At 64.0% G+C, this 21,045-nt stretch carries 19 protein-coding genes and 1 pseudogene; 5 read left to right on the top strand and 15 right to left on the bottom strand.

Annotated features, from left to right (window positions below; genetic code table 11):
* Positions 1-40 precede the first annotated feature (40 nt).
* The 3 genes from NKI06_RS25455 to NKI06_RS25445 form a co-directional block, all read right to left on the bottom strand.
* Entirely contained in the window at positions 41-1,066 is a 1,026-nt protein-coding gene (locus NKI06_RS25455; RefSeq protein WP_023668177.1) for a sugar ABC transporter substrate-binding protein, read from the bottom strand.
* A 60-nt stretch (positions 1,067-1,126) separates the two neighbouring features.
* Positions 1,127-2,113, bottom strand: a complete 987-nt coding sequence (locus NKI06_RS25450) for an ABC transporter permease (RefSeq protein ID WP_023668176.1) — start codon at positions 2,111-2,113, stop codon at positions 1,127-1,129.
* Positions 2,114-2,385: 272 nt separating this feature from the next.
* Entirely contained in the window at positions 2,386-3,819 is a 1,434-nt protein-coding gene (locus tag NKI06_RS25445; protein ID WP_023714823.1) for a DHA2 family efflux MFS transporter permease subunit, read from the bottom strand.
* 109 nt (positions 3,820-3,928) lie between these two features.
* On the opposite strand from NKI06_RS25445, the gene NKI06_RS25440 reads away from it, so the two are divergent.
* The gene (locus NKI06_RS25440; RefSeq protein ID WP_023829197.1) at positions 3,929-4,930 is read left to right on the top strand and encodes an ornithine cyclodeaminase family protein; all 1,002 of its coding nucleotides are present in this window, start codon (positions 3,929-3,931) and stop codon (positions 4,928-4,930) included.
* Positions 4,927-6,435 carry an HAL/PAL/TAL family ammonia-lyase gene (locus NKI06_RS25435; protein ID WP_352987538.1) on the top strand — a complete coding sequence of 503 codons (1,509 nt, stop codon included), beginning with the start codon at positions 4,927-4,929 and terminating at the stop codon, positions 6,433-6,435. The genes NKI06_RS25440 and NKI06_RS25435 overlap by 4 nt, the downstream gene beginning before the upstream one ends.
* Here the strand turns inward: NKI06_RS25435 and NKI06_RS25430 are convergent, their stop codons facing one another.
* From NKI06_RS25430 to NKI06_RS25375, 12 genes are all read right to left on the bottom strand, one after another.
* Positions 6,436-7,239 (bottom strand): 3-methyl-2-oxobutanoate hydroxymethyltransferase, encoded by an 804-nt coding sequence (locus NKI06_RS25430; protein WP_023682254.1) that lies wholly within the window; start codon positions 7,237-7,239, stop codon positions 6,436-6,438.
* A gap of 85 nt (positions 7,240-7,324) precedes the next feature.
* Positions 7,325-8,419, bottom strand: coding sequence for a fatty acid desaturase family protein (locus tag NKI06_RS25425; RefSeq protein ID WP_352987537.1), 1,095 nt, complete (start codon positions 8,417-8,419; stop codon positions 7,325-7,327).
* 16 nt (positions 8,420-8,435) lie between these two features.
* On the bottom strand, positions 8,436-9,350 hold the full coding sequence (locus NKI06_RS25420; protein ID WP_023804913.1) for a sugar phosphate isomerase/epimerase family protein: 915 nt from the start codon (positions 9,348-9,350) through the stop codon (positions 8,436-8,438).
* A gap of 54 nt (positions 9,351-9,404) precedes the next feature.
* Positions 9,405-10,493 (bottom strand): Gfo/Idh/MocA family protein, encoded by a 1,089-nt coding sequence (locus NKI06_RS25415; RefSeq protein WP_352629231.1) that lies wholly within the window; start codon positions 10,491-10,493, stop codon positions 9,405-9,407.
* A gap of 101 nt (positions 10,494-10,594) precedes the next feature.
* Positions 10,595-11,659, bottom strand: coding sequence for an ABC transporter ATP-binding protein (locus tag NKI06_RS25410; RefSeq protein WP_023714829.1), 1,065 nt, complete (start codon positions 11,657-11,659; stop codon positions 10,595-10,597).
* Entirely contained in the window at positions 11,659-12,447 is a 789-nt protein-coding gene (locus tag NKI06_RS25405) for an ABC transporter permease (RefSeq protein WP_023685259.1), read from the bottom strand. Before NKI06_RS25405 ends, NKI06_RS25410 begins: the two co-directional genes overlap by 1 nt.
* A complete protein-coding gene (locus tag NKI06_RS25400; RefSeq protein ID WP_023685260.1) occupies positions 12,447-13,316 on the bottom strand; it encodes an ABC transporter permease in 870 nt (289 codons plus the stop codon). The genes NKI06_RS25405 and NKI06_RS25400 overlap by 1 nt, the downstream gene beginning before the upstream one ends.
* Before the next feature lie 66 nt (positions 13,317-13,382).
* The gene (locus tag NKI06_RS25395; protein WP_352987536.1) at positions 13,383-14,444 is read right to left on the bottom strand and encodes an ABC transporter substrate-binding protein; all 1,062 of its coding nucleotides are present in this window, start codon (positions 14,442-14,444) and stop codon (positions 13,383-13,385) included.
* Positions 14,445-14,504: 60 nt separating this feature from the next.
* On the bottom strand, positions 14,505-15,452 hold the full coding sequence (locus NKI06_RS25390) for a PfkB family carbohydrate kinase (RefSeq protein ID WP_023685262.1): 948 nt from the start codon (positions 15,450-15,452) through the stop codon (positions 14,505-14,507).
* Positions 15,449-16,483 (bottom strand): ADP-ribosylglycohydrolase family protein, encoded by a 1,035-nt coding sequence (locus NKI06_RS25385; protein ID WP_352987535.1) that lies wholly within the window; start codon positions 16,481-16,483, stop codon positions 15,449-15,451. The genes NKI06_RS25390 and NKI06_RS25385 overlap by 4 nt, the downstream gene beginning before the upstream one ends.
* Before the next feature lie 3 nt (positions 16,484-16,486).
* Positions 16,487-17,212, bottom strand: a complete 726-nt coding sequence (locus NKI06_RS25380) for a GntR family transcriptional regulator (RefSeq protein WP_023687928.1) — start codon at positions 17,210-17,212, stop codon at positions 16,487-16,489.
* Positions 17,213-17,418: 206 nt separating this feature from the next.
* The gene (locus NKI06_RS25375) at positions 17,419-18,189 is read right to left on the bottom strand and encodes an IclR family transcriptional regulator domain-containing protein (RefSeq protein ID WP_023714833.1); all 771 of its coding nucleotides are present in this window, start codon (positions 18,187-18,189) and stop codon (positions 17,419-17,421) included.
* A gap of 116 nt (positions 18,190-18,305) precedes the next feature.
* On the opposite strand from NKI06_RS25375, the gene NKI06_RS25370 reads away from it, so the two are divergent.
* From NKI06_RS25370 to NKI06_RS25360, 3 genes and pseudogenes are all read left to right on the top strand, one after another.
* Positions 18,306-19,163 carry a CoA transferase subunit A gene (locus tag NKI06_RS25370; RefSeq protein WP_023685266.1) on the top strand — a complete coding sequence of 286 codons (858 nt, stop codon included), beginning with the start codon at positions 18,306-18,308 and terminating at the stop codon, positions 19,161-19,163.
* Positions 19,160-19,948 (top strand): CoA-transferase subunit beta, encoded by a 789-nt coding sequence (locus NKI06_RS25365; protein WP_023685267.1) that lies wholly within the window; start codon positions 19,160-19,162, stop codon positions 19,946-19,948. The genes NKI06_RS25370 and NKI06_RS25365 overlap by 4 nt, the downstream gene beginning before the upstream one ends.
* Position 19,949: 1 nt before the next feature.
* Positions 19,950-20,954 (top strand): annotated as a pseudogene (locus NKI06_RS25360) (thiolase family protein); the annotation flags it as partial.
* Between the last annotated feature and the right edge of the window lie 91 nt (positions 20,955-21,045).

The raw sequence follows: 21,045 nt of genomic DNA, 5'->3' as shown, positions 1-21,045 counted from the left end.
TGTCCAGCCACCTCGTTTATTTCAGTCGAAAAAGCGCGGCTTACTTCGCCGCCGCTTCGGCCTGCAGCGCCTTCAGGTCCCAGCAGCTGTCGGGCTTGAGGTCGGCCTTGGTCGTAGCCTTCTCCAGTGTGTAGATGTAGGTGTGCGACGTGCCGGCCGGCTGGCCGCTCTGCAGCAGGAACTTGATGATAGCGTTCATGTCGCCGGACTGGCGAGCCAGATCGGTCATCACCACGGCGCCGTAAGTTCCGTCCTGCAATTTGTCGCAATCGGCCGCCTTCTCGCCGCCGCCGGTGGTGACCAAAAAGACCTTGCCGTCGAGCTTGGCGTCGCGGATGGCGGCGGATGCGCCGGTGGCGTCACCATCCCAGAAGTCGATGATAGAGCAGATGTCCGGGTTCTGCTGCAGCATTGTCGTCGTCACGTTGCGCGACGTCGTCGGATCCCAGTTGGAGTCGGGCTTGGCCACGACTTTGAAGTCGGGGTGCTTCTCCAGCACCTTCATGATGCCGGCATACTGGTAGAGACTGGACGAGTTGGCCTGATCACCCTGCACAAGGCCGATCTTCTTCGACGAATTCTCGCCGCAGCCCTTGATCGCCGCTTCGGCCTCGAGTTGGCCGAGCCGGTCCCAGTCACTGCCGACAAAGGCGTCGGCCGGGAAGTTGGCGGGATTGTCGACCAGTATGACGTAGGTTCCGGCAGCCTGCGCCTTCTTCATCAGCTTGGAATAGGAGTTGAGATCCGGCGCATGGATGATCAGCACGTCCGGCCTTGTGTCGGACGAGATCGCGTCGGTGATCGCCTGTGCGCCGGCATCGACGACCCAGTTCGGATCGCGTGTTTCGAAGGTGCCGCCCCAGGCCTCGACTTCCGTCTTCAGATAGTGCGACCAGCCCTGCGCAAGGTCGAAGCCCATCGCCAGCGGCACCAGCATGACGCGCTTGCCCTTGAGCGCCTGCGCGTATGCGGCCGGGCCCGGATCGTCGGCGGCGAAGGTCGGCGCGACGAAGGCGGTAGCGGCAAGCGCCGTGGCGGCCGCCATCAGTGTTCTGATCAGTTTCATGTCACATCCTCTGTTTTTCACTTATTGCCGGCCGGTCGGCATGACCCGGTCGGGTACCCCTTAGATGTCGCCCTGCTGCGCGGTCTGTTCGTCACGCGGATTGATGATGCCGTCGACGATGATGGCTCCGAGCAGGATCGCCGCCTTGATCAGGTTTTGATAGAGCAGCGGAATGTCGATGATGGTCATCGCGTTCGACAGGATGCCGATAAGTGCAGCGCCCACCAGCACATTGCGCACCCCGCCCCGCCCGCCGGAAAGGCCGATGCCGCCGATCACCGCCACCAGCACGATGTCATAGAGCAGCGTCGAGTTGACGACGCGGGTGTTGATCGAGTGCAGGCTCGACGCCGTCAGCAGGCCGGCGATCAGCGCGACGAAGGCCGAAACCACATAACGCAGCACCAGCATTGGCCGCACCGGAATGCCGATGTTGCGCGCGGCGACCGGATTGTCGCCGGCGAAATAGATGTAGCGGCCCCATTTGGTGTAGCGCAGGAACAGGAAGAACAGGAAGGCGAGCCCGGCGAAGACGAACACTTCGATCGGAATGTCGAGGAAACGCAGGCCGCCGAGCAACTCCACCCAATGGCCCTGAGGCACCGGCACCGCATCCTGTGTGATCAGTTGCGAGCGGACATAGCCGAAGACGAAGGAGCCGGTCGCCAGCGTCACGAAGATCGCCGGCACGTCGGCATAGGCGACGAGAAAACCGTTGAGCAGGCCGATGGCGAGCACGCCTGCCAGCACATAGGCGAAGGCGAGCCCATCAGGCGTTCCGGCGTTGAGCAATTGTAGATACCAGGCGACCGACATCGCCATGATCGCCACCGCCGACAGGTCGATGCCCCTGCCGATTATGACGACCGCCATGCCGAGCGCCAAAATGCCCAGCACCGACACCGAGCGGACGATGGCAACGAGATTGTTGGCAGCGATGAAACCAGGCAGCCCAATGGCAGCGGCGACGAACAGCACCACGGCGATGGCAAAGACAATGCCTTCCTGATTCAGGCTCCTGACATTTGGCCAGCCAATCGTGTTCATGTCTGCATTCGCCCCGATGGCAGCTCTGCCACCCCTTCCGAAGAAAGCTAATCGGCTCGGCGCCGCTTCGTCAAATGAATCCGCGCTCGGAACGCCCGTTGGCAGTGATAATCTTCCAGTGGACGCACCGATTGCTAGAACTGGCGCAATCCTAGGAAAAGGCTGCGCTTTTGGCATTTGGTTGCGCCATTGCGCGTATGCGCGAAGGTGCCGTTCTGAGGCGAAAGCACGAGGCGGAATTAATTGCCGCCTGAGCGGCGAAAATCGCGAATTCAGGTCCTGGTCATGTGGCCTGAAACTTCGGCGCCTGCACCGGGCGGCAGCACGAGGAACCGCAACGCCGCCACCAGCCCGATGGCGCCGATGATCAGGAAGGCGATGCGAAAATCGACGAGGTCGAGCGCCGGCCGGTCCCTGACGATCTGCGACAGGTTGAGAATGGCAGCCGCCACCGCCACGCCGAACAGCATCGATATCTGCTGCAGCATGGACGACAAAGTCGCCGCCGAGCTGCGCTGCGCGGCATCGATGTCGGCGAAGGCCAGAGTATTCAGCGCCGTGAACTGCATCGAACGCGTCAGGCCGGCGATCAGCATCAGCATCACTACCAGCGCCTGCGGCGTTTCGGGCGAGATCGCCGCGCAGGCCATGATCGAGGCCGAGGCGATCAGGCCGTTGACGACCATGACCGTGCGAAAACCAAAGCGCCGCAGCGTCGGCGTCGTCACCGTCTTCATGCCGAGATTGCCGAGGAAATAGGCCAGGATCATCAAGCCGGCATCGACCGGCGAAAGGCCAAAGCCGACCTGAAACAGCAGCGGCAAAAGGAACGGCGTGGCGTTGATCGCCACGCGAAAAATGGTGCCGGCGGCAAGCGTCGAGATGGCGAAGGTCTGCACCCTGAACGCGCTGAGATCGAGCAGCGGATGCGGCGCGCGCCGGAGATGCCGCACCGCCAGCCAGCCGATGACGATGCCGGCGGCAATCAGCAGCACGGCGGGCAAAGCGCCGTCTTCCGGATGTGCGATGCGCTCAAGGCCGTAGAGCAGCAGCGCGAGCCCCAGCGACGTGAGGAAAAACCCCGGCCAATCCAGCGGCTTGGGATCGGCCGCGCGGTCGCCCGGAATGAAGCGCGCGACCAGCGCCAGCCCGACCAGCCCAAGCGGGATGTTGATGAAGAAATTCCAGTGCCAGGAGAGATAGGTTGTGATGAAGCCGCCAAGCACCGGCCCGACCACGGGCGCAAACAACGCCGGCCAGGTGATCAGCGCCGTGGCGTTGAGCAGCTCCGACTTCGACGCATTGCGCAGCACCAGAATGCGCCCGACCGGCGTCATCAGCGCGCTGCCCAGGCCTTGCACGACACGGGCGGCAACGAACTGAGGCAGATTTTGCGAGAAGCCGCAGGCCAGCGAGGCCAGCGTGAACAGCACAATCGCCAGCAGGAAGATGTTGCGCGCGCCGAAGCGGTCGGCAAGCCAGCCCGACAGCGGCACGAACACCGCCATGGTCAGCATGTAGGCGGTGATGCCGATGCTCATCGCCACCGCCGTCACGCCGAAGGATTGTCCCATCTGCGGCAGCGAGGTCGAGATGATCGTCGAATCCAGCAGCTGCATGAAAAACGCGATGGCAACGATCAACGCCACGCGCCGCGCATTGCTGGCGGTTGCGGCGGAGGCCTCGGTGTCGGGAACGGCAGTCATAGCGAACCGCGTTGAACAGCATATGGCTGGCCCCGTCCAGAGCTTATCCAACAAACTTCCGTGTCGGCTCGCAGCCTGTTATGGATGGGCGGGCGGCCAAGGACATTGCATGAAGCCTATCTATATCGACTACCTCAATGCCCTAGATATCGAAGCCCTGGAGATGACCGACGGCGAAATCATTGCCGCTGTCGAAGCCGGGCTTATCGCGCAAGGCAATGGCCAGACGGTGATCGAGCCGCGCGTCCATCTTGAACCCGACCCTTCCTTCCATGGCCATTTCAACGTTCTGCGCGGCTACGTTGCGCCGCTCGATACGGCGGGCGTGAAAATCGTCGGCGACTATGTCGACAATTATCTGCACGGGCTCCCTTCAGAATTTGGCATTCTAAACCTGTTCGATCCGCGCACCGGCACGCCGCGCGCCATTCTCGACGCCACCGTCATCACCGACATGCGCACCGGCGCCGTCACCGCTATCGGCGCCAAACATCTGGCGCGCAAGAACTCCAAGGTGCTGGCCCATATCGGCGCACGTGGCACCGCCTATTGGAATGTCCGCCTGCTCGACCATCTCTTCGACTTCGACGAGATCCGCGTTCATTCGCGCCGCCCGAAAAGCCGCGACGGCTTCGCTGCCAAACTCTCGGCCGATCTCGGCAAGAAAGTTACCGCGGTTGCCGACTGGGAGAGCTGCGTCAAGGGCGCCGACATCGTCGTCGAGGCCTCGCGGCTGCCGGAGCCGCAGCCGCTGCTCAAGACCGAATGGATCAAGCCCGGTGCGCTGGTCGTGCCCTATGGTACGATGAGCGCGGTGGAGCTGTCATTGACCGACATCATGCAGAAAATGGTCGTCGACGACTGGGGCCAGTGCAAAGGCGGCAAGTTCGGCTCGCTGCGCGCCCATGTCGAGACCGGGCGGCTGGGCGAAGCGACGCTGCACGCCGAGCTCGGCCAGATCGCTGCCGGTCTCAAGCCGGGACGCCAGAGCGACGACGAGACGATCCTGTTCTGGCATCGCGGCCTGTCGCTGTCCGACATTGCGCTGGGCAAGGCGATGCTGGCCAAGGCTGCTGATAAAGGCATCGGCCAGAGGCTGCGCTTCGCATGAGCGCGCTCGTCCTCACCGGCGCCGGCGTCAGCGTCGAGGACGTTGCGCAGGTCGCCCGCGGCGGCCGCAAGGTCGAGGTTGAACCGACAGTCATCGAGAGGCTCGACAAAGCGCGAAAAGTGCTCGATCAGGTCGCCGCGTCCGGTCAGCAAATCTATGGGCTCAACACCGGGCTCGGCGCCAATCTCGGCACATCGGTCGAGGGCGATGCCAGCGCCTTCCAGCGCCAGTTGCTGGAAGGGCGAAGCGGCGCTGTCGGCGAACCGTTGCCCCAAGAGGCGGTGCGGGCGACCATGCTTGCGCGCGCAGCGATGCTGGCAGTCGGCGGCTCCGGCATTTCGCCGGCGGCTTTCACCGCCCTTGTCGATGCGCTCAATGCAGGCGTGCATCCGGTAATGCCGCAGTTGGGCTCGATCGGCGCCGGCGATCTCGTGCTGATGGCGGCGCTCGCCCGTCTGCTGACCGGCGACGGCGAAGCTGACTATCAGGGTCGGCGCATGCCGGCGGCCAAGGCGTTGATGATGGCGCGGTTGGCTCCGATCAGCCTGGCGCCGAAAGACGGCCTGTCGCTGATCAACGCCTCGGCGGTATCAGCCGGCACTGGCGCGTTGGTACTGGCCGACGCGCTGTCGGCCTTTGCGCAACAGCAGCAGGCCGGCGCGCTGACCATGGAAGGGTTTGGCGCCAACCGCACCATCCTCGATCCGCGCCTGCATCTGGCGCGGCCGGCAGCCTGCCAGCAACTCGCGGCCAAGGGCCTGCGCGACCTGCTTGCTCGTGACGAGGAGCCGACGCCGACCACCTTGCAGGACCCGCTGTCGATCCGCTGCATGCCGTCGATCCATGGCGCGCTGATCCAGGCGATCGACCAGGCGCGGCTGGCGCTGGAGATCGAACTCAATGCCGCCGCCGACAATCCGCTGGTGCTGGGCGATGACGGGCTGGTCCTGTCGACCGGCAATTTCCACACCGCATCGCTGGCGCTTGCCTTCGAGACGCTCGGCCTGGCGATCGCGCAATGTGCCGCGGCAAGCGTTGCCCGCTTCATCCAGCTCGCCGGCTCCGGCCGCAACGGTCTGCCCAGATATTTGTCGCCGGTCGGCGGCGCCTCGGCCGGTTTCGTGCCGCTGCAAAAGACCGCAACGGCAATCCTGGCCGGCATCCGCCACAAGGCCAATCCGGTGATGCTGGATTTCCTGGCCGTGTCCGAAGGCGTAGAGGACCACGCCACGCAGACGCCGCTTGCCGTGTCGAAATGCGCCGGGATGATCGCGCTGTGGCGACGGCTGATCGCCTTCGAACTGATGGCCGCCGCACAGGCCGTGGACCTGCGCGACGGTCTCAAGCTGGCGCCCGGCACAGCAGCGGTCCATACCGCGGTGCGCGCGCATGTAGCGATGCTCAGGGAGGACCGGCCGCTGGGAACGGATGCCGAGGTGCTCCATGCCATGCTCGCCGACGGAACATGGCAAGGTGCAGCGATGATCGGCAAGGAGGCCGAGTAGTTAGCCCTTTGCGTCCACCCGTTTCATGAACAGGCTGAGCTCGGCCGGATCCATGCGCACGACATGCCTGTCTTCCGGATAGGCGCCGCTATCGACGTCGGCAACGTACTCGGAAAACGCCGCGACGCGTTCCGCCTGCAGGCGATCGTACTCGGCGGCGAAGTTGCGGTAGACCTTGGAATGACGCGGCATGTGGCCCCGGTTCTGGCCAAGAATATCGTCGGCAAACAGATATTGCGCGTCGCAGCCGGTGCCCGCACCCATCGACAGCATGATCAGCGAGGTCCGTTCCGAGATCGCCTTCGCCACCTCGATCGGCACCACTTCGATCTCGGCGCCGAGAGCTCCAACGGCCTCATACTGCTTGACCGCCTCAAAAATCTGCATGGCGGTGTCGGCGGTCTTGCCGACGGCCTTGAAGCCGCCGGTCCAGGTGGCGCGGGACGGAATGAGGCCGACATGGCCGATGACGGGGATCGCGTCGTCGGCGAGCCGCTTCACGGTAGCGAAACCGGCGCTGCAATAAACGGCGTCGGCGCCGGCCTTGTAGAGCCGGAACGCCCAGCGCAGGAAATCGTCCGCCGTGCCGATCTCATAAAAATTCTCGCCCGGCATGGTGAACAGGCTGGGCGCCGCATCGCGATACTCAGGGTTGAGCACCAGCTCGGGCGGCACCGAGACGATATCGACCCCTGCCCGCTCGGCAGCCTCGGCCTCGTCCATGGTCAGGACGCGCAGCATGGTCAGCTGGCGCTTGCCCTTCATGGCGCGCAGATCGGCGACGGTCGGTCTCTTTCGGCTCATCGGGATGTCCCTGTTGGCTGGTTGCTTTTCCCGGTCACCTTACCGGCCCCGTAACAGGCCGGATAGAAGGCGGGTGGTTTATTCGCTACTCGGCCGCCGCCGACATATCGAGCTCGTGAAATTCACCGCGATAGGGCCGCGCCGTCGGCGGCAATTCGCGCTTGAGGAAATAATCCTCGTACCGCAGCTGCTTCAGCAGCACCGGCCAGACCTCGCGATAGGCATGCCACATGGACGGGTTCGCCGCCGGCAGGTCGTGCTTGACCAGCTCGTGCAGCCTCGGCAGCGCATGGTAGGGCACCATCGGAAACATGTGATGCTCGACGTGGTAATTCATGTTCCAGTAGATGAAGCGGCTGACCGGGTTCATGTAGACGGTGCGCGTGTTCAGCCGGTGGTCGACGACATTGTCGGCCAACCCGATATGCTGGAGCAGGCCGGTCAGAACCATGTGCCAGCTGCCATAAAGACGCGGCAGGCCGATCAGCACCAGCGGCAGCCATGAACCCAGCGCGATCGCGAGGGCGATCGTCGCAACGTACACGGCGACATGCCAGCGCGCCGCCGTGATGGCCTTGCCCTGTTCGGTCTCAGGAATGTAGCTCTTTTCGTCGTCCGACAGCTTGCCCAACGCCTGGCGCGCCAGGATCGGCAGCGAATAACGGAAATCGAGAATGCCGGTGAAGGCAAGCGCCGCCTTGACCAGATTTGGCGGCCGCATTACCGCGATCTCGGCGTCACGGCCGACGATGATCGTGTCGGTGTGATGCCGCGCATGACTCCAGCGCCATTGCACCGGATTGCGCACCACCATGAAGCTGGCGATTTCGTAGATCGCATCGTTCATCCAGCGTGTGCGGAAGGCGGTGCCATGGCCGCATTCGTGCCAGCGCGAGTCGCTCGACGATCCATAGAGCACGCCATAGACGAGCAGGAACGGCACCACCCACCACGTGCCCCAGAACCAGATGATGCCGGCGGCCGAGCCCAGGATGGCTGCGATCCAGATGATGGTATCGCGGATCGCCGGCCCGTCGGAGCGCTGCATCAGTTCCTTCATTGCCTTGCGCGGCACGTCGGTGTGATACCACTCGGCCGAGGCCAGCCCGGTCTCGATCGCCCGGCGGGTGCTTTCGCCGACCAGGCCGTAATCGCGCTTTGTCTTGGCCGCCGTCGCCATCACCGTCTCGCCTACCTCAAAGCCCGTTGGCGCGGAACTTCCCGTCGAGAAATGTTTTCGCCCGCGGCACGTCGTCCTCGGTCAGATGCTCGATGATAACAGGGATGTTCGGGTGCTTCTCACTGAGCCGCTGCAGATAGAGATCGTAATTCAGCGATCCCAGCCCGGGCGCCGGCAGCTCGATCTCGCCGACGCCGCGGAAGGTCAGCCCCTCATGCGCGTCCGCGTCGCCGATATCGGCATGCTTCTCGGTCTTGTCGCTGCCTGAGCGCTTGACGTCCTTGGCATGGGCGATCCGGATCTTGTCGGCCAGCGTGTCGAATACCTGGTTCAGCACCTGGTCCATGCGGTCGATATTGTGTGCCTCGAAATAATTGGTCGGATCCATCAGCAGGCCCAGGCCCGGATGGTCTACCTGCGCGAACATTTTGACCGTCTCCTCGACCGAGCCGACGACATTGTTGACATAGGTTTCGAGCAGGAACACCGCGCCGTGGTCGTAAGCCGTCTGGGCAAGGTCCGAGATCACCTTGCGGCATTCCTCGAAGCCTTCCTCGGTCTTGTTCCTGGGGTGATGCACCCAGTCGGATTCGGTGTTGTAGGTTCCGGTCTCCGAGATCACGTAGGGCGAGCCGAAGGCGCGCGCATTGCGGATGATTTCCTTGAGATAGCCGACGCGCTTGTCGCGCTCGGATTTGTCGGGATGAATGATGTTGGTGTAGCCCGAGATGCAGCAGACCGGCAGATTGTGGTCGCGAAACGTGTCGCGCACTGTCCTCGCCTTGTCCCCGGTGATCTGCCCGGCCGTGAGATCGACATCCCTGAAATGCATGTCGAGCTGCACTGTGTTGAAGCCGAGTGCGCGGATGCGGCGGGCGGCCTCCGCGAGCTCGTAGGGGAAATAGCCGGTGAATATACCTGCTTGCATCATGATGTGACTCCTCCCGGTAAGCGATTCAGCCGCCACACTATTCGGCGGGCATGTTCAGTCGATCGATATCTCGGACAGTTTGACGGTGCGGCCTTGCGCCATCGAGCGATAGCCCGCCTCGACCAGCGCCATCGTCTTGACGTTGTCGGCCACCGATAATGCCGGCGGCGTGCCGGTCTTCAAGGCGTGCTGCAGTTGCTCCATGACGCCGATGAAGGCATGCGGGAACCACATCGTGTCCCAGCTCGGGCTGACCCACTTGCCATCCGTCGTCTCGGTCGAGGCATAGGTCAGCGTCGAGGCCACGCCTTTCGGCCAGCCGATCGTGCCTTTGGCGACACCGTTGGTGCCGTCGACGCGCCAGTTGATGTGCTGGTCGTCCAGATAGCCCTCCTGACGTGGGCCGGACCAGACATCCTCCAGCGACACGGCGAGCACGCCGGAGGGAAAGCGCAGCGTCGAGATGGTGATGCCGTCGGTATGTTCGAATGTCGTGCGCGGGTCCTTGCGTGTCAGCGTGGTGATTTCCGAGGGATCGCCGAACAGGAAGCGCAGCACGTCGAGATGATGCACGCTCATATTGGCGAGCGTCAGCCGGTCGTAGTCCTGAAGGAAGGTCTGCCAGTGCGGGATCGCATGCATGTCGATCTGCGCGAAGACGATGTCGCCCAGCGCGCCGCTGTCGATGATCTGCTTCAGGACGCGCATCGACTGGTCGTAGCGCATGTTCTGGTTGACCGAGAGGATCTTGCCGGACTTTGCGGCTTCGTCGCGCAGTTTCACGGCTTCATCGACCGACAGCGCCAGCGGCTTCTGCGCCAGGATCGCCTTGATGTGAGGCTGCTTCAGCGCATGGCGGATCAATGCCGGCTGCTGGTCGGGTGGAAAGGCAAGGTCGACGATCTCGATCTCGGGATTCTCGATCAGTTGTTCCGGCGTGTCGTGGATGGTCGGAATGCTCCAGCGTGCAGCTACCTTCTCGGCGCTGGCCTTGGTGCGCGAAGCGATGGCGACGACTGGGAAACCGGCCTGCGCATAGGCGGCAAGATGGCATTCGGCCATGATCATGCCGGCGCCGATGCAACCGATCCGGTATCCGCTAGTGCGAACCCTCACATCCGGCTCGAAACCCTGGCCTGCCATCCATTCCTCCCTGGAGGACGGATATAACGCCATGGCCCGTCGATCAGCCAAGGTCCGCTCCATCAATTCCCATCAGAACGATGCCGGGGTGACGGTGCGAACTAGTTAGCGGCAATCAGCACAGTGCTTTCCGGCGACCAGCTGAGCATTACATTCTGGCCCTCGGCCAGCCGGTCACTGCCGGTATTCTGGACGATGACTTTCAACGTCTGGCCGGCGCGCTCGACGAAATAGGTGCTGTTGTTGCCGGCGAAGATGCGCTTGGAGACTTGCCCCTTCAGCGTGTTGGCATTGCCGCTCGATGCCCCGGCGTCGGTGGCGATACGAATGCGTTCGGGTCGCACGGCGCAGCTGGCCTTTGTGCCGGCGGCAAGCCGACCACCCACCCCGGCGGCAATCGCCGTGCCATCAGGCAGCCGGATGCCGTTGCCGGTCGCATCGCCGCGAAGGATATTGGCGTCACCGAGGAAGGTGGCGGCGAATTCGCTCTTCGGCCGGTCGTAGATTTCCTCCGGCGGCCCTTCCTGCACGAGCCTGCCGTCCCGCAATATGCCGATGCGGTCGCTCATCGTCAGCGCCTCTTCCTGGTCGTGGGTGACGAAGATGGTGGTGATGCCGATCTCGCGCTGGATGCGCTTCAGCTCGATCTGCATGTCGACGCGCAGCGCCTTGTCGAGCGCGCCGAGCGGCTCGTCGAGCAACAGCACGCGCGGCTTGGTGACGATGGCGCGCGCCAGCGCCACACGCTGGCGTTGGCCGCCGGAGAGCTGGTGCGGCCGGCGCTCGCCGAGCTTGCCGAGCTGAACCAGATCGAGCGCGCGCTGCACTTCGGTGGCGATCGTCGCTTTCGTTTCGCCGCGCACCGACAGGCCGAAGGCGACATTATCGGCGACGCTCATATTGGGAAACAGCGCATAGTTCTGGAACACCATGCCGATGCGTCGCTTTTCGACCGGCACGCGTTCCACACTCTCACCGCCAATGGTGATGCGGCCAGTATCGGGAAAGTCGAAGCCGGCGATCTGGCGCAGCAGCGTGGTCTTGCCGCTGCCCGAGGGGCCAAGCAGCCCATAGAAACCGCCATCGGCGAAATCGATGGAGACGTCGTCCAGCGCCTTGTGCGCGCCAAAACTGCGGGAGACGTTCGATACCTGCACGCCGGCCATTATTTCTCTCCGCCGAATTTGAAGAAGCGCGCCGTGAGCAGCATTAGCGCCATCGACACGACGATGATGATGGTCGAGACCGCGTTGATCTCGGGCGTGAAACCCTTGCGGATCGCGGCGTAGATTTCGACCGGCAGCGTCGTCTGGCCCGGCGTCGCCAGGAAGTAGGAGACGACGAACTGGTCGAACGACACGGCAAATGCGAACAAGCCGCCGGCAATGACGCCGGGCATGATCCACGGCAGCGTCACACGCCTCGTCACTTGCCACTGGTTGGCGCCGAGCGAGCGCGCCGCCTCTTCCAGCTCCGGTGCAAAAGTCTGCAGCCGGGCCGAGACGACGACGATGACATAGGGCAGCGCTAGCGCCACATGGCCGAGCAGGATGGCGAACAGGCCGCGGCCAATGCCGACGCCGAAGAAGAAGATCAGCATCGCCGTGCCGGTGATCAGCCACGGAATGGCGATTGGCGGAAACAGCAGCGCCTGCAGCACTTTCTTGCCGCGGAAATCATAGCGGAACAGCGCCAGCGAAGCGGCCGAGCCAAGCACCACTGAGATGAGCGTGGTGATGACCGCGATCTTGAGGCTGTTCCAGGTGGCCGCGATCAGCTGGTCGTTCTGCCAGAGCGAGGCATACCATTCCGTCGTCCATTCGAACGGCAATTGGTAGAAGGGCGAGACGTTGAACGACATCAGCGCCATGATGATGATCGGCAGATAGAGGAAGGCGAGCAGCAGTCCGATGTAGAAGCGGCCTAGTCCTTCGAGGATGCGGGTCGTCATCATCAAGCAGCCCTCCGCAGCACCGGCGAGGCAACCGCCAGGATCACCAGCACCACCGCCAGCAGGATGAAGGAAAGCGCCGCCCCCAGCGGCCAGTTGAAGACGGCGACGAACTGGTCCTCGATCACCGTGCCGTAGAACGTGCCGGTGCGGCCGCCGAGGATGCGCGGCTCCATGAACGAGCCGACGACCGGCACGAAGATCAGTGCCGCACCTGCCACCAGGCCGGGCATAGACAGCGGGATGATCACCCGCTTCAGCACCTGCAGCCGCGAGGCGCCGAGCGAGCGCCCGGCCTCGATCAGCGAGTCGTCGATTGCCTGCAGCGTGAGATAGCAGGTCAGCACCATATAGGGCACGTAGGAGTGCACCAGGCCGATGATGATTGCGGGATAGGAATACATCAGGTCGATGTTGATCTTGAACGGCAGCACGGCGTTGAGCGCCGTGTCGAGGATGCCGCCCTCGCGCAGCACCATCGCCCAGGAGAAGATGCGCACCAGCCCGTTCGACCAGAACGGCAGGATGACCAGCAGGAAGATCGCCTCGCGGCTGCGCCCCTTCAGCACCTTGGCCAGCACATAGGCGGCGGGGTAGCCGATGACGACGCACCACAAAGTCACTTCGAGGCCGAGCCGCAGCGAAGCGAGCAGCAGCGTCAGGTACAGGCTCTGCGAGAAGAAGGCGGCGTAATTGCCAAGGGTGAACGCCCATGGCTTTCCCGACAGCGGCAGGTCGGTCATGAAGGAGAAGAATACCATGGCCGAGAGCGGCAGGAAGATCGCCACCGTCAGCCAGAGATAGGCCGGCGCCAGCAGCGGCAGGGCCGATCTCAGCCCGCTGCGCGACGCGACCGCACCCTGTACTGCCATGATACCCTCCTCCCCAGGATTGAAGGGCCAGCCGGCGCCAACCGCCGGCTGGTCCGGACGTGAGCGTTACTTCACGTCGACTTTGAGCTGCTGCCACAGCGCCAGATAGGCCTCGCGCTGCGCGTCGGTGATCGGCGCCTGGAACTGGATGCGCTTGGCCACCTCGGGATCGCCCATCACCTTGCGGTTGAAGGAGTCTTCAGGCAGCGCTTCCACCGCCTTGGTGTTGGCCGACACCGGCGCGCCGACCTTGGTGACCCATTCGACATAGAATTTCGGATCGATCATCCAGTTGATGAAGGCCTGCGCACCCTCGACATTCTTCGAGCCCACGGGAATAGAGAACGCGTCGAGCCAGGCGACGGCGCCTTCCTGCGGAACGACCAGCGAGACCGGCAGCTTGAAATGCGTCTTGGCACGGTCGGCCGAGCCGCTCCAATAGGTGCCGATGTCGATCTGGTTGGAGGCGACCATCTGGTTCCAGTCGTTCTCCGAGCTCCAGAACGTCTTGATCTGCGGCATCAGCGAGGTCAGCTTCGCCTTGACCGCTTCCATATCCTTGATGTCGTTGATATTCTGACCGGTGGCGATGGCGCCGAACTGCACCGCTTCGACAGCGTCGTCGCGAATGACGACCCGGCCCTTATGCGCTGGGTCCCACATTTCGGCGATCGAGGTCGGTGGCTTGTCGAAGGACTTTTCGTTGATTGCCAGCGCCGTCAGGCCCCACACCCACGGCACGCCATAGACCTTGCCGTCATGGTCGAGCATCGGCGATTGCGCCTTGTCCTTGCTGATGTCGGCATAGTTCGGCACCTTCGAGACATCGATCGGCTGGATCAGCTTTTCCGCCATCGCCTGATCGTTGAAGGCGGCGTTGATCATGACCACGTCATAGAGGCCCGGATTGGTGCGGATCTTGGTCAGCATTTCCTGTTCGGAATTGAAGAAGTCGTTGACGACCTTGTTGCCGGTCGCCTTTTCGAAGGCTTCGATCGCCCACGGCTCGTCGGCGCCGTAGCCCTTCCAGTTGAGCACATGCACTTCGGCGGCACTGGCGGCCAGCGTGAGCGCGGAGGTGATGACGGCGGTCGCCGTCAGCAGGGCAGTCAGTCTTGGCATGCGCATGTTCGTTCCTCTCTTGTTTGCCCGCTTGGCGGGTCAGGCTGTCTGATGGGCCTTCTGGTTCTAGCCCGGCTCGCCCGTGGCGGCCTGGCTCAGGAAAGTCTGGATCTCGCTGTCGGTCGGCGCCGATGAGCCGCCATGGCGGGTGACGGAAAGTGCTGCCGCCGCATTGGCATAGCGCGCCGCCTCGAAGGGATGCACGCCGCGCGAGAGTGCACTGACGAAACCGCCGATATGGGTGTCGCCGGCGCCATTGGTGTCGATGGCATCGACCTTGAAGCCGGCAATGGTCTGCGTCTCGCCATTGACCAACCTCACGAAACAGCCCTTGGCGCCGGCGCGGATAACGACGCCTTCGGCCTTTGGGCAGTGGTCGGCGAGCAGCCGGGCGGCGAGTGCCTCGACATCGCCTTGCCCAGCGATCTCGACCGCTTCCGTCATGTTGCAGCTCAGCCATGTCGTACGGGCAAGTACCCGCGACAGGATGGGACGTGGGATATCCGCGATGACCGGCGTTGGATCGAAAACGAAGGGAATGTTTTCTGGCAGCGCCTCGATCCAGTCGGTCAGCGCGTTGTGGCTTCCGAGATAGCTCAGCGTGTAGCCTGACGTGAACACCCAATCATCAGACGTGACCACCACGGGCCTCATCATCTCGAGGCTGAGAATGCTCTCCGCACCGGGCCACGACACGAAGGTGCGCTCGGCATCGCCGGAGATCATGGCGACGCAATTGCCGCTGTCCATGACCGGCGATGGCGACGTCAGCGTTATGATGCCTTCGGCCGCAAACGCGGTGCGCAAAAAATCGCCATTCGGTCCGCTGCCGAGCTGGCCGCCGAACACCACCGTCATGCCGGTGCGGCTGGCCGCGACCATCATGTTGAAGCCGCCGCCGGCGACCTGCGCAAAGCTCGACGCGGTCTTCTCGCAGCCCGGCGCCGGCAAGGCGTCGATGCGGTAGACATAGTCGACGACGGCGCTGCCGATATGGACCAGACGCCCACTCATGCCGCGGCATCCTTGCTGGCCTTTGCCGTGCGCGCCGCGACGAGCTCTTCGGCAAGCGAGCGCACCTCCCCCATATCCATGCCGACGAGCCCGGCAATGTGTTGTTGCGGCAGTTGCGAAAAGCCGACGCAGGCGCCGGCCATGCCTGAGGCAATCGCGCCGATCGTGTCGGTGTCGCCGCCGAGATTGGCGCTGATGATTGCCGCTTGCCAGGGATCGCCCTGCGCGACTTCAAGCACGGCGAAAGCTGCCGGCACGGACTCCTGGCTGGCCACACCGGTGCCGACGAGATCGGTGATGAGCCCGATCGCATCCCGCGTGGTCTTGCCGCGCACGAGCTCCTGCGCCCAGGCGATACGCGCGGCGATATCGCCACCAGTCACCCAATGTCCGAGCCTGGCGCCTCGCCGCGCGGCTGCTACCGCGCTGTCGGAAGCGGCACGCCAGTCGCCGCCGGCGACGCCACGGCTGACGGCGGCGGCGACGGCGGCAGCCGTGGCAATGGCGATCGAGGTGTTGTGCGTCGCGCGGCAGGTCTCCGCCACCTTGGCGATAAAAGCGTCGAGCGGTTCCAGCGGCATCATGATGCCGACCGGCGCGATGCGCATGGCCGCGCCATTGGTGTCGCCCCGGCTTCCCGCCTCTTCCGCCGGCACGCCGTCATTGATGGCGTCGATGGCGCGCTTGGTCGATGGTCCCAGCAGGTCATAGCTGCCGCGCGCCTTGACCTCGCGCTCCCAGTCGAGCAGTGCGTTCACCCAGCGCGCATGATCGAAGCGGTCGCCGGACTCGACGAGAATGCGACCAAGCAGCAGCGCCTGTTCGGTATCGTCGGTGATGGTGCCGGCAACGAGCCCCTTCGACACCGGATGATCGGCAAACGGCGCCACGAAATCCTCGACATGGCCGTATAGCTCGGCGATCCGCGCCGGCGACAGAAGCTGCGTCGGCATGCCCAGCGCATCACCGAGCGCCCCACCGACAAGCGCGCCCATGGCGCGATCGAGCGTGTCGTTGGTTCTGTCCGGCATCGCTCAAAACCTCATATGCAGCGCGAAATGCGCCGGGTTGAGCAGGCTGGTTACATATTCGATCGGCCGGTCGTCAGCCGCACGCGTCAGCCGGCGTCCGCGCAGGAACGGCGTGCCTTGCGGGCAGCCGAGAATGGCGGCGTCTTCGGCATTCAGCATCTCGATGCCGACCCATTCCTCGCCATGGTCTGGGATGAGGCCGGCGCCGCGCAGCGTCTGGTGCAGCGAGCCTTCGCGCAGACCGCGCAGCGGCACGTCCTCCAGTTCGGGCGACAGCGGCAGGCGGCTGCGTTCGATGGAGATCGCATGGCCGTCGCTGGCATTGGTGCGCACCCGGTCGACGGCGATGAAGAACGGGCTTTCGATGCCAAGCAGCGCGGCAAGATCGGCATCCTCGATCACTTCAAGCCGCAGCGTCCGCGTCTCGGCATTGGCGCCGGCATTGGCCAGCGCCCGCGACCAGCCAATGCTGTCATCGACCGGCTTGCCGTCGAAAGTGACGAAGGAGCCGATGCCGACCTTGGTCGTGATCAGCCCACGGCTGGACAACTCCTCGAGGCCCTTGCGGACCGTGTTGCGGCTGACGGAAAAGCGCTGGACGAGTTCGTTCTCGCTTTGCAGGCGGTCGCCGAAGCCAAGCACGCCGGAGCGGATCTCATGTTCGAGAACGGTGGCGATCTGCTCGGGCTTGCCCGTGCCGGGAGAAAGTTGAACCGCGCGCCGCTTCATATGGGTACCTGTTCAGTAAACCTGTATAGTCCTGTTCGATATTGGAGTTGAAGGGCGGCGTCAACGATATATTTGGATTCACGCATATGCGTTGTGCTCAGGTGCCCCGGGCATCGTTTGTTCGCATGGCGACGCTAACCGCGCAGGGCGTCGCGTCTCCGAGACAGAGCGGGGGCAGCGCTTCCCTCAGGCGATTAGCCTTGCGCTCACACGAAGAAAAATTCCTCAATCCGTTGCTTGGCCGTCCGCAGCGCTGGCAGGATATCCCGCTCCATCGCCTCGACGGAGAACCGCGCCGACTGCGTCGAGACGTTGATCGCCGCCACGGTCTTGCCGGCGCGGTCATAGATCGGCACCGCTATCGAGCGCAGGCCAAGTTCCAGCTCTTCATCGACGACGGCAAAGCCATCCGCCCTCGCCGCGTCGATGGCCTTGGCCAGCGCGGCGCGGCTGGTGATCGTCTTCGGCGTGCGCCGTTCGATCCTCGCCTCTGCAAGCAAGGCCTTCAGCTCATCCGCGCCCAGCCCCGCAAGCAGGACGCGCCCCATCGAGGTGCAATGCGCCGGCAGCCTGGTGCCGACATCGAGCGAAACGCTGAGGATGCGGCGGCCAGGAATGCGCGCGACATAGACGACTTCCTCGCCCGACAGCACCGCCGCGTTACAGGCCTCGTCGAACTGGGCGGCCACGTCGCGCATGATGGGTGCGGCGAATGTCCACAGCGAGGCGCCGCCGAGCCAGGAGCGCACGATGGTGAGCAGGCGCGGCGATAGCGAAAACTGCCGGCCGGATTGCGTGGCATAGCCGGTCGCGGTTAGCGTCAGCAGGAAGCGACGCGCGCCGGCGCGGGTCAGCCCCGCCTCCTCCGCCATTTCGGTCAGCGTCATCCCGGCCGGATGCCGGGCCAGTATCTCCATGACTGCAAGGCCGCGCTCCAGCGAGCCGACATGGTCGCGTGTCGTTGCCTCGTCCTCCATGCGGCCTCCGCAAGACAATGCGCCGCCTTGACTCGTCTCGGCGGCGCGATGTAAAAATATCTCATACAAAACAAATGTTCGCAATACGAACTTTTTGAACTTCGGAGTTCTTGGCGATGGTCAATTTCCTGCCGCTCAAACAGGCCGTGGCTGAGAACCTGCATGATGGCGATACGGTCGCCTTCGAAGGCTTCACGCATCTGATCCCGACGGCGGCGGCGCATGAGGCCATCCGCCAGGGCTTTCGCGACCTGACGCTCATCCGCATGACCCCCGACCTGATCTACGACCAGATGATCGGCATGGGCATGGCCAAGAAGATCATCTTCTCCTATGTCGGCAATCCCGGCGTCGGCCTGCTGCGCCGCGCCCGCGACGCCATCGAGAACGGCTTCCCCCGGTCGATCGAGATCGAGGAGCACAGCCATGCCGGCATGGCCAACGCCTACGAGGCGGGAGCTGCCGGCCTGCCTTGCGCGGTGTTCCGCGGCTATCGCGGCGCCGGGCTGGCGGCAGTCAATCCCAACATCCGCTCGGTCACCTGCCCGTTCACCGGCGAGGTGCTTGCCGCCGTTCCTTCCATCCGACCGGACGTGACCTTCATCCACGCTCAGAAGGCCGACAAAAAAGGCAATGTGCTGGTCGAAGGCATTATCGGCATCCAGAAGGAAGCGGTGCTCGCGGCCAAGCGCGCCGTGGTGACGGTAGAGGAAGTCGTCGACAATTTCGACGACCTGCATCCCAACCTCACCGTGCTGCCGCGCTGGACCATCGCTGCGATCTCGGTGGTATCAGGCGGTTCGCATCCCTCCTACACGCACGGCTACTATGCCAGGGACAACGCCGCCTATCTCGAATGGGACGACATCGCCGCCGACCGTGAAAAATTCCAGACCTGGATGCAGGCCAATGTCCTTGAGCGCACGGCGGACGATTTCGCCGGCCGCGTAAAGCATCTGAGGAGCGCGGCATGAGCGGCTTTACTCCCAATGAGATGATGACGATTGCCGCCAGCCGAGCCCTGAAAAACGACGATGTCTGCTTCGTCGGCATTGGCGCGCCGTCGGCCGCCTGCAACGTCGCGCGACTGACGCATGCGCCCGACATCACGCTGATCTATGAAAGCGGCACCATCGGCACCGCGCCCGATGTTTTGCCGCTGTCGATCGGTGACGGCGAACTTTGCGACACCGCCGTCACGACCGTCTCGGTGCCGGAGATGTTTCGCTACTGGCTGCAGGGCGGTCGCATTTCGATCGGTTTCCTCGGTGCCGCCCAGCTCGACAAGTTCGGCAACATCAACACCACCATCATCGGCGACTATGCGCATCCCAAGACCCGCCTGCCCGGCGGCGGCGGCGCGCCGGAGATCGCCACCTCGTCGAAGGAGATCTACATCACCATGGCGCAGTCCAAGCGCGGCATGGTCGAGAAGATCGACTTCTTCACCTCCTTCGGCCATGGCAATGGCGGCGACCATCGCCAGCGCCTCGGCATCGAGACCGCTGGACCGACGCTGCTGATCACCGACCTCGCCATCTGGAAGCCCGACCCGATGAGCAAGGAATTCACCGTGGTGTCGCTGCATCCCGGCGTGACGCGGCAGCAGGTGCAGGACAGCTGCGGCTGGATCGTAAAGTTCGCCGAGGCGCTTGACGAAACGCCGGCGCCGACGGAACTCGAGCTGACGACATTGCGTGACCTGCAGGCCCGCACCAAGGCGGCGCATGAGGGAAGCGGAAAAGAAAAGGCCGCATGACATGACCGAGGCATTCATCTGCGATTACATCCGCACCCCGATCGGCCGTTTCGGCGGCTCGCTGTCGTCGGTGCGGGCCGACGATCTTGGCGCCATCCCGCTGAAGGCGCTGGTCGAGCGCAATGCCGGCATCGACTGGCAGGCTGTCGACGACGTCGTCTATGGCTGCGCCAATCAGGCCGGCGAGGACAACCGCAATGTAGCCCGCATGTCGCTGCTCCTGGCCGGACTGCCGAAGGAAATTTCAGGCTCGACCGTCAATCGCCTCTGCGGGTCCGGCATGGACGCGCTCACCATTGCCGCCCGCGCCATCAAGGCGGGCGAAGCCGAGTTGATGATCGCCGGCGGCGTCGAATCGATGAGCCGCGCGCCCTTCGTCATGCCCAAGGCCGAGACCGCCTTTTCACGCCATGCCGAGATCCATGACACCACCATCGGCTGGCGTTTCATCAACCCGCTGATGAAGAAACAATATGGCGTCGATTCCATGCCGGAGACCGGCGAGAACGTCGCCGAGGATTTTTCAGTGTCGCGCGCCGACCAGGACGCCTTTGCCGTGCGCAGCCAGGACAAGGCCGTCGCGGCACAGGCCAATGGCCGGCTGGCGAAGGAGATTACCCCGGTGACGGTCCCGCAGAAAAAGGGCGATGCGACTATCGTATCGAAGGATGAGCATCCCCGCGCCGGCACCACGGTCGAGTCGCTGGCCAAATTGCCGACGCCGTTCCGGCAAGACGGCACGGTCACCGCCGGCAACGCATCGGGCGTCAACGATGGCGCGGCGGCGCTGATCATCGCCTCCGAAGCGGCTGTGAAAAAACACGGCCTGACGCCGATCGCCCGCATCCTCGGCGGCGCTGCCGCCGGCGTGGCGCCGCGCATCATGGGCATCGGCCCTGCTCCGGCGACACAAAAGCTCTGCGCTCGCCTCGGCCTGACACCGCACCAATTCGATGTCATCGAACTCAACGAAGCCTTCGCCTCCCAAGGCATCGCCGTGGGGCGCCCCAAACGCCACGCCGCGGGTTGGGGGCGCCGCGCCCCCCAAAGGCGGGGCCCCGCGCGGGGGTCTACCGGTGGGGGTGGGGTTTAAAAAA

It is taken from the genome of Mesorhizobium sp. M0772, from assembly GCF_040320135.1.
Classification (GTDB): Bacteria; Pseudomonadota; Alphaproteobacteria; order Rhizobiales; family Rhizobiaceae; genus Mesorhizobium.
This window is presented reverse-complemented; position numbering and strand designations above follow the sequence as displayed.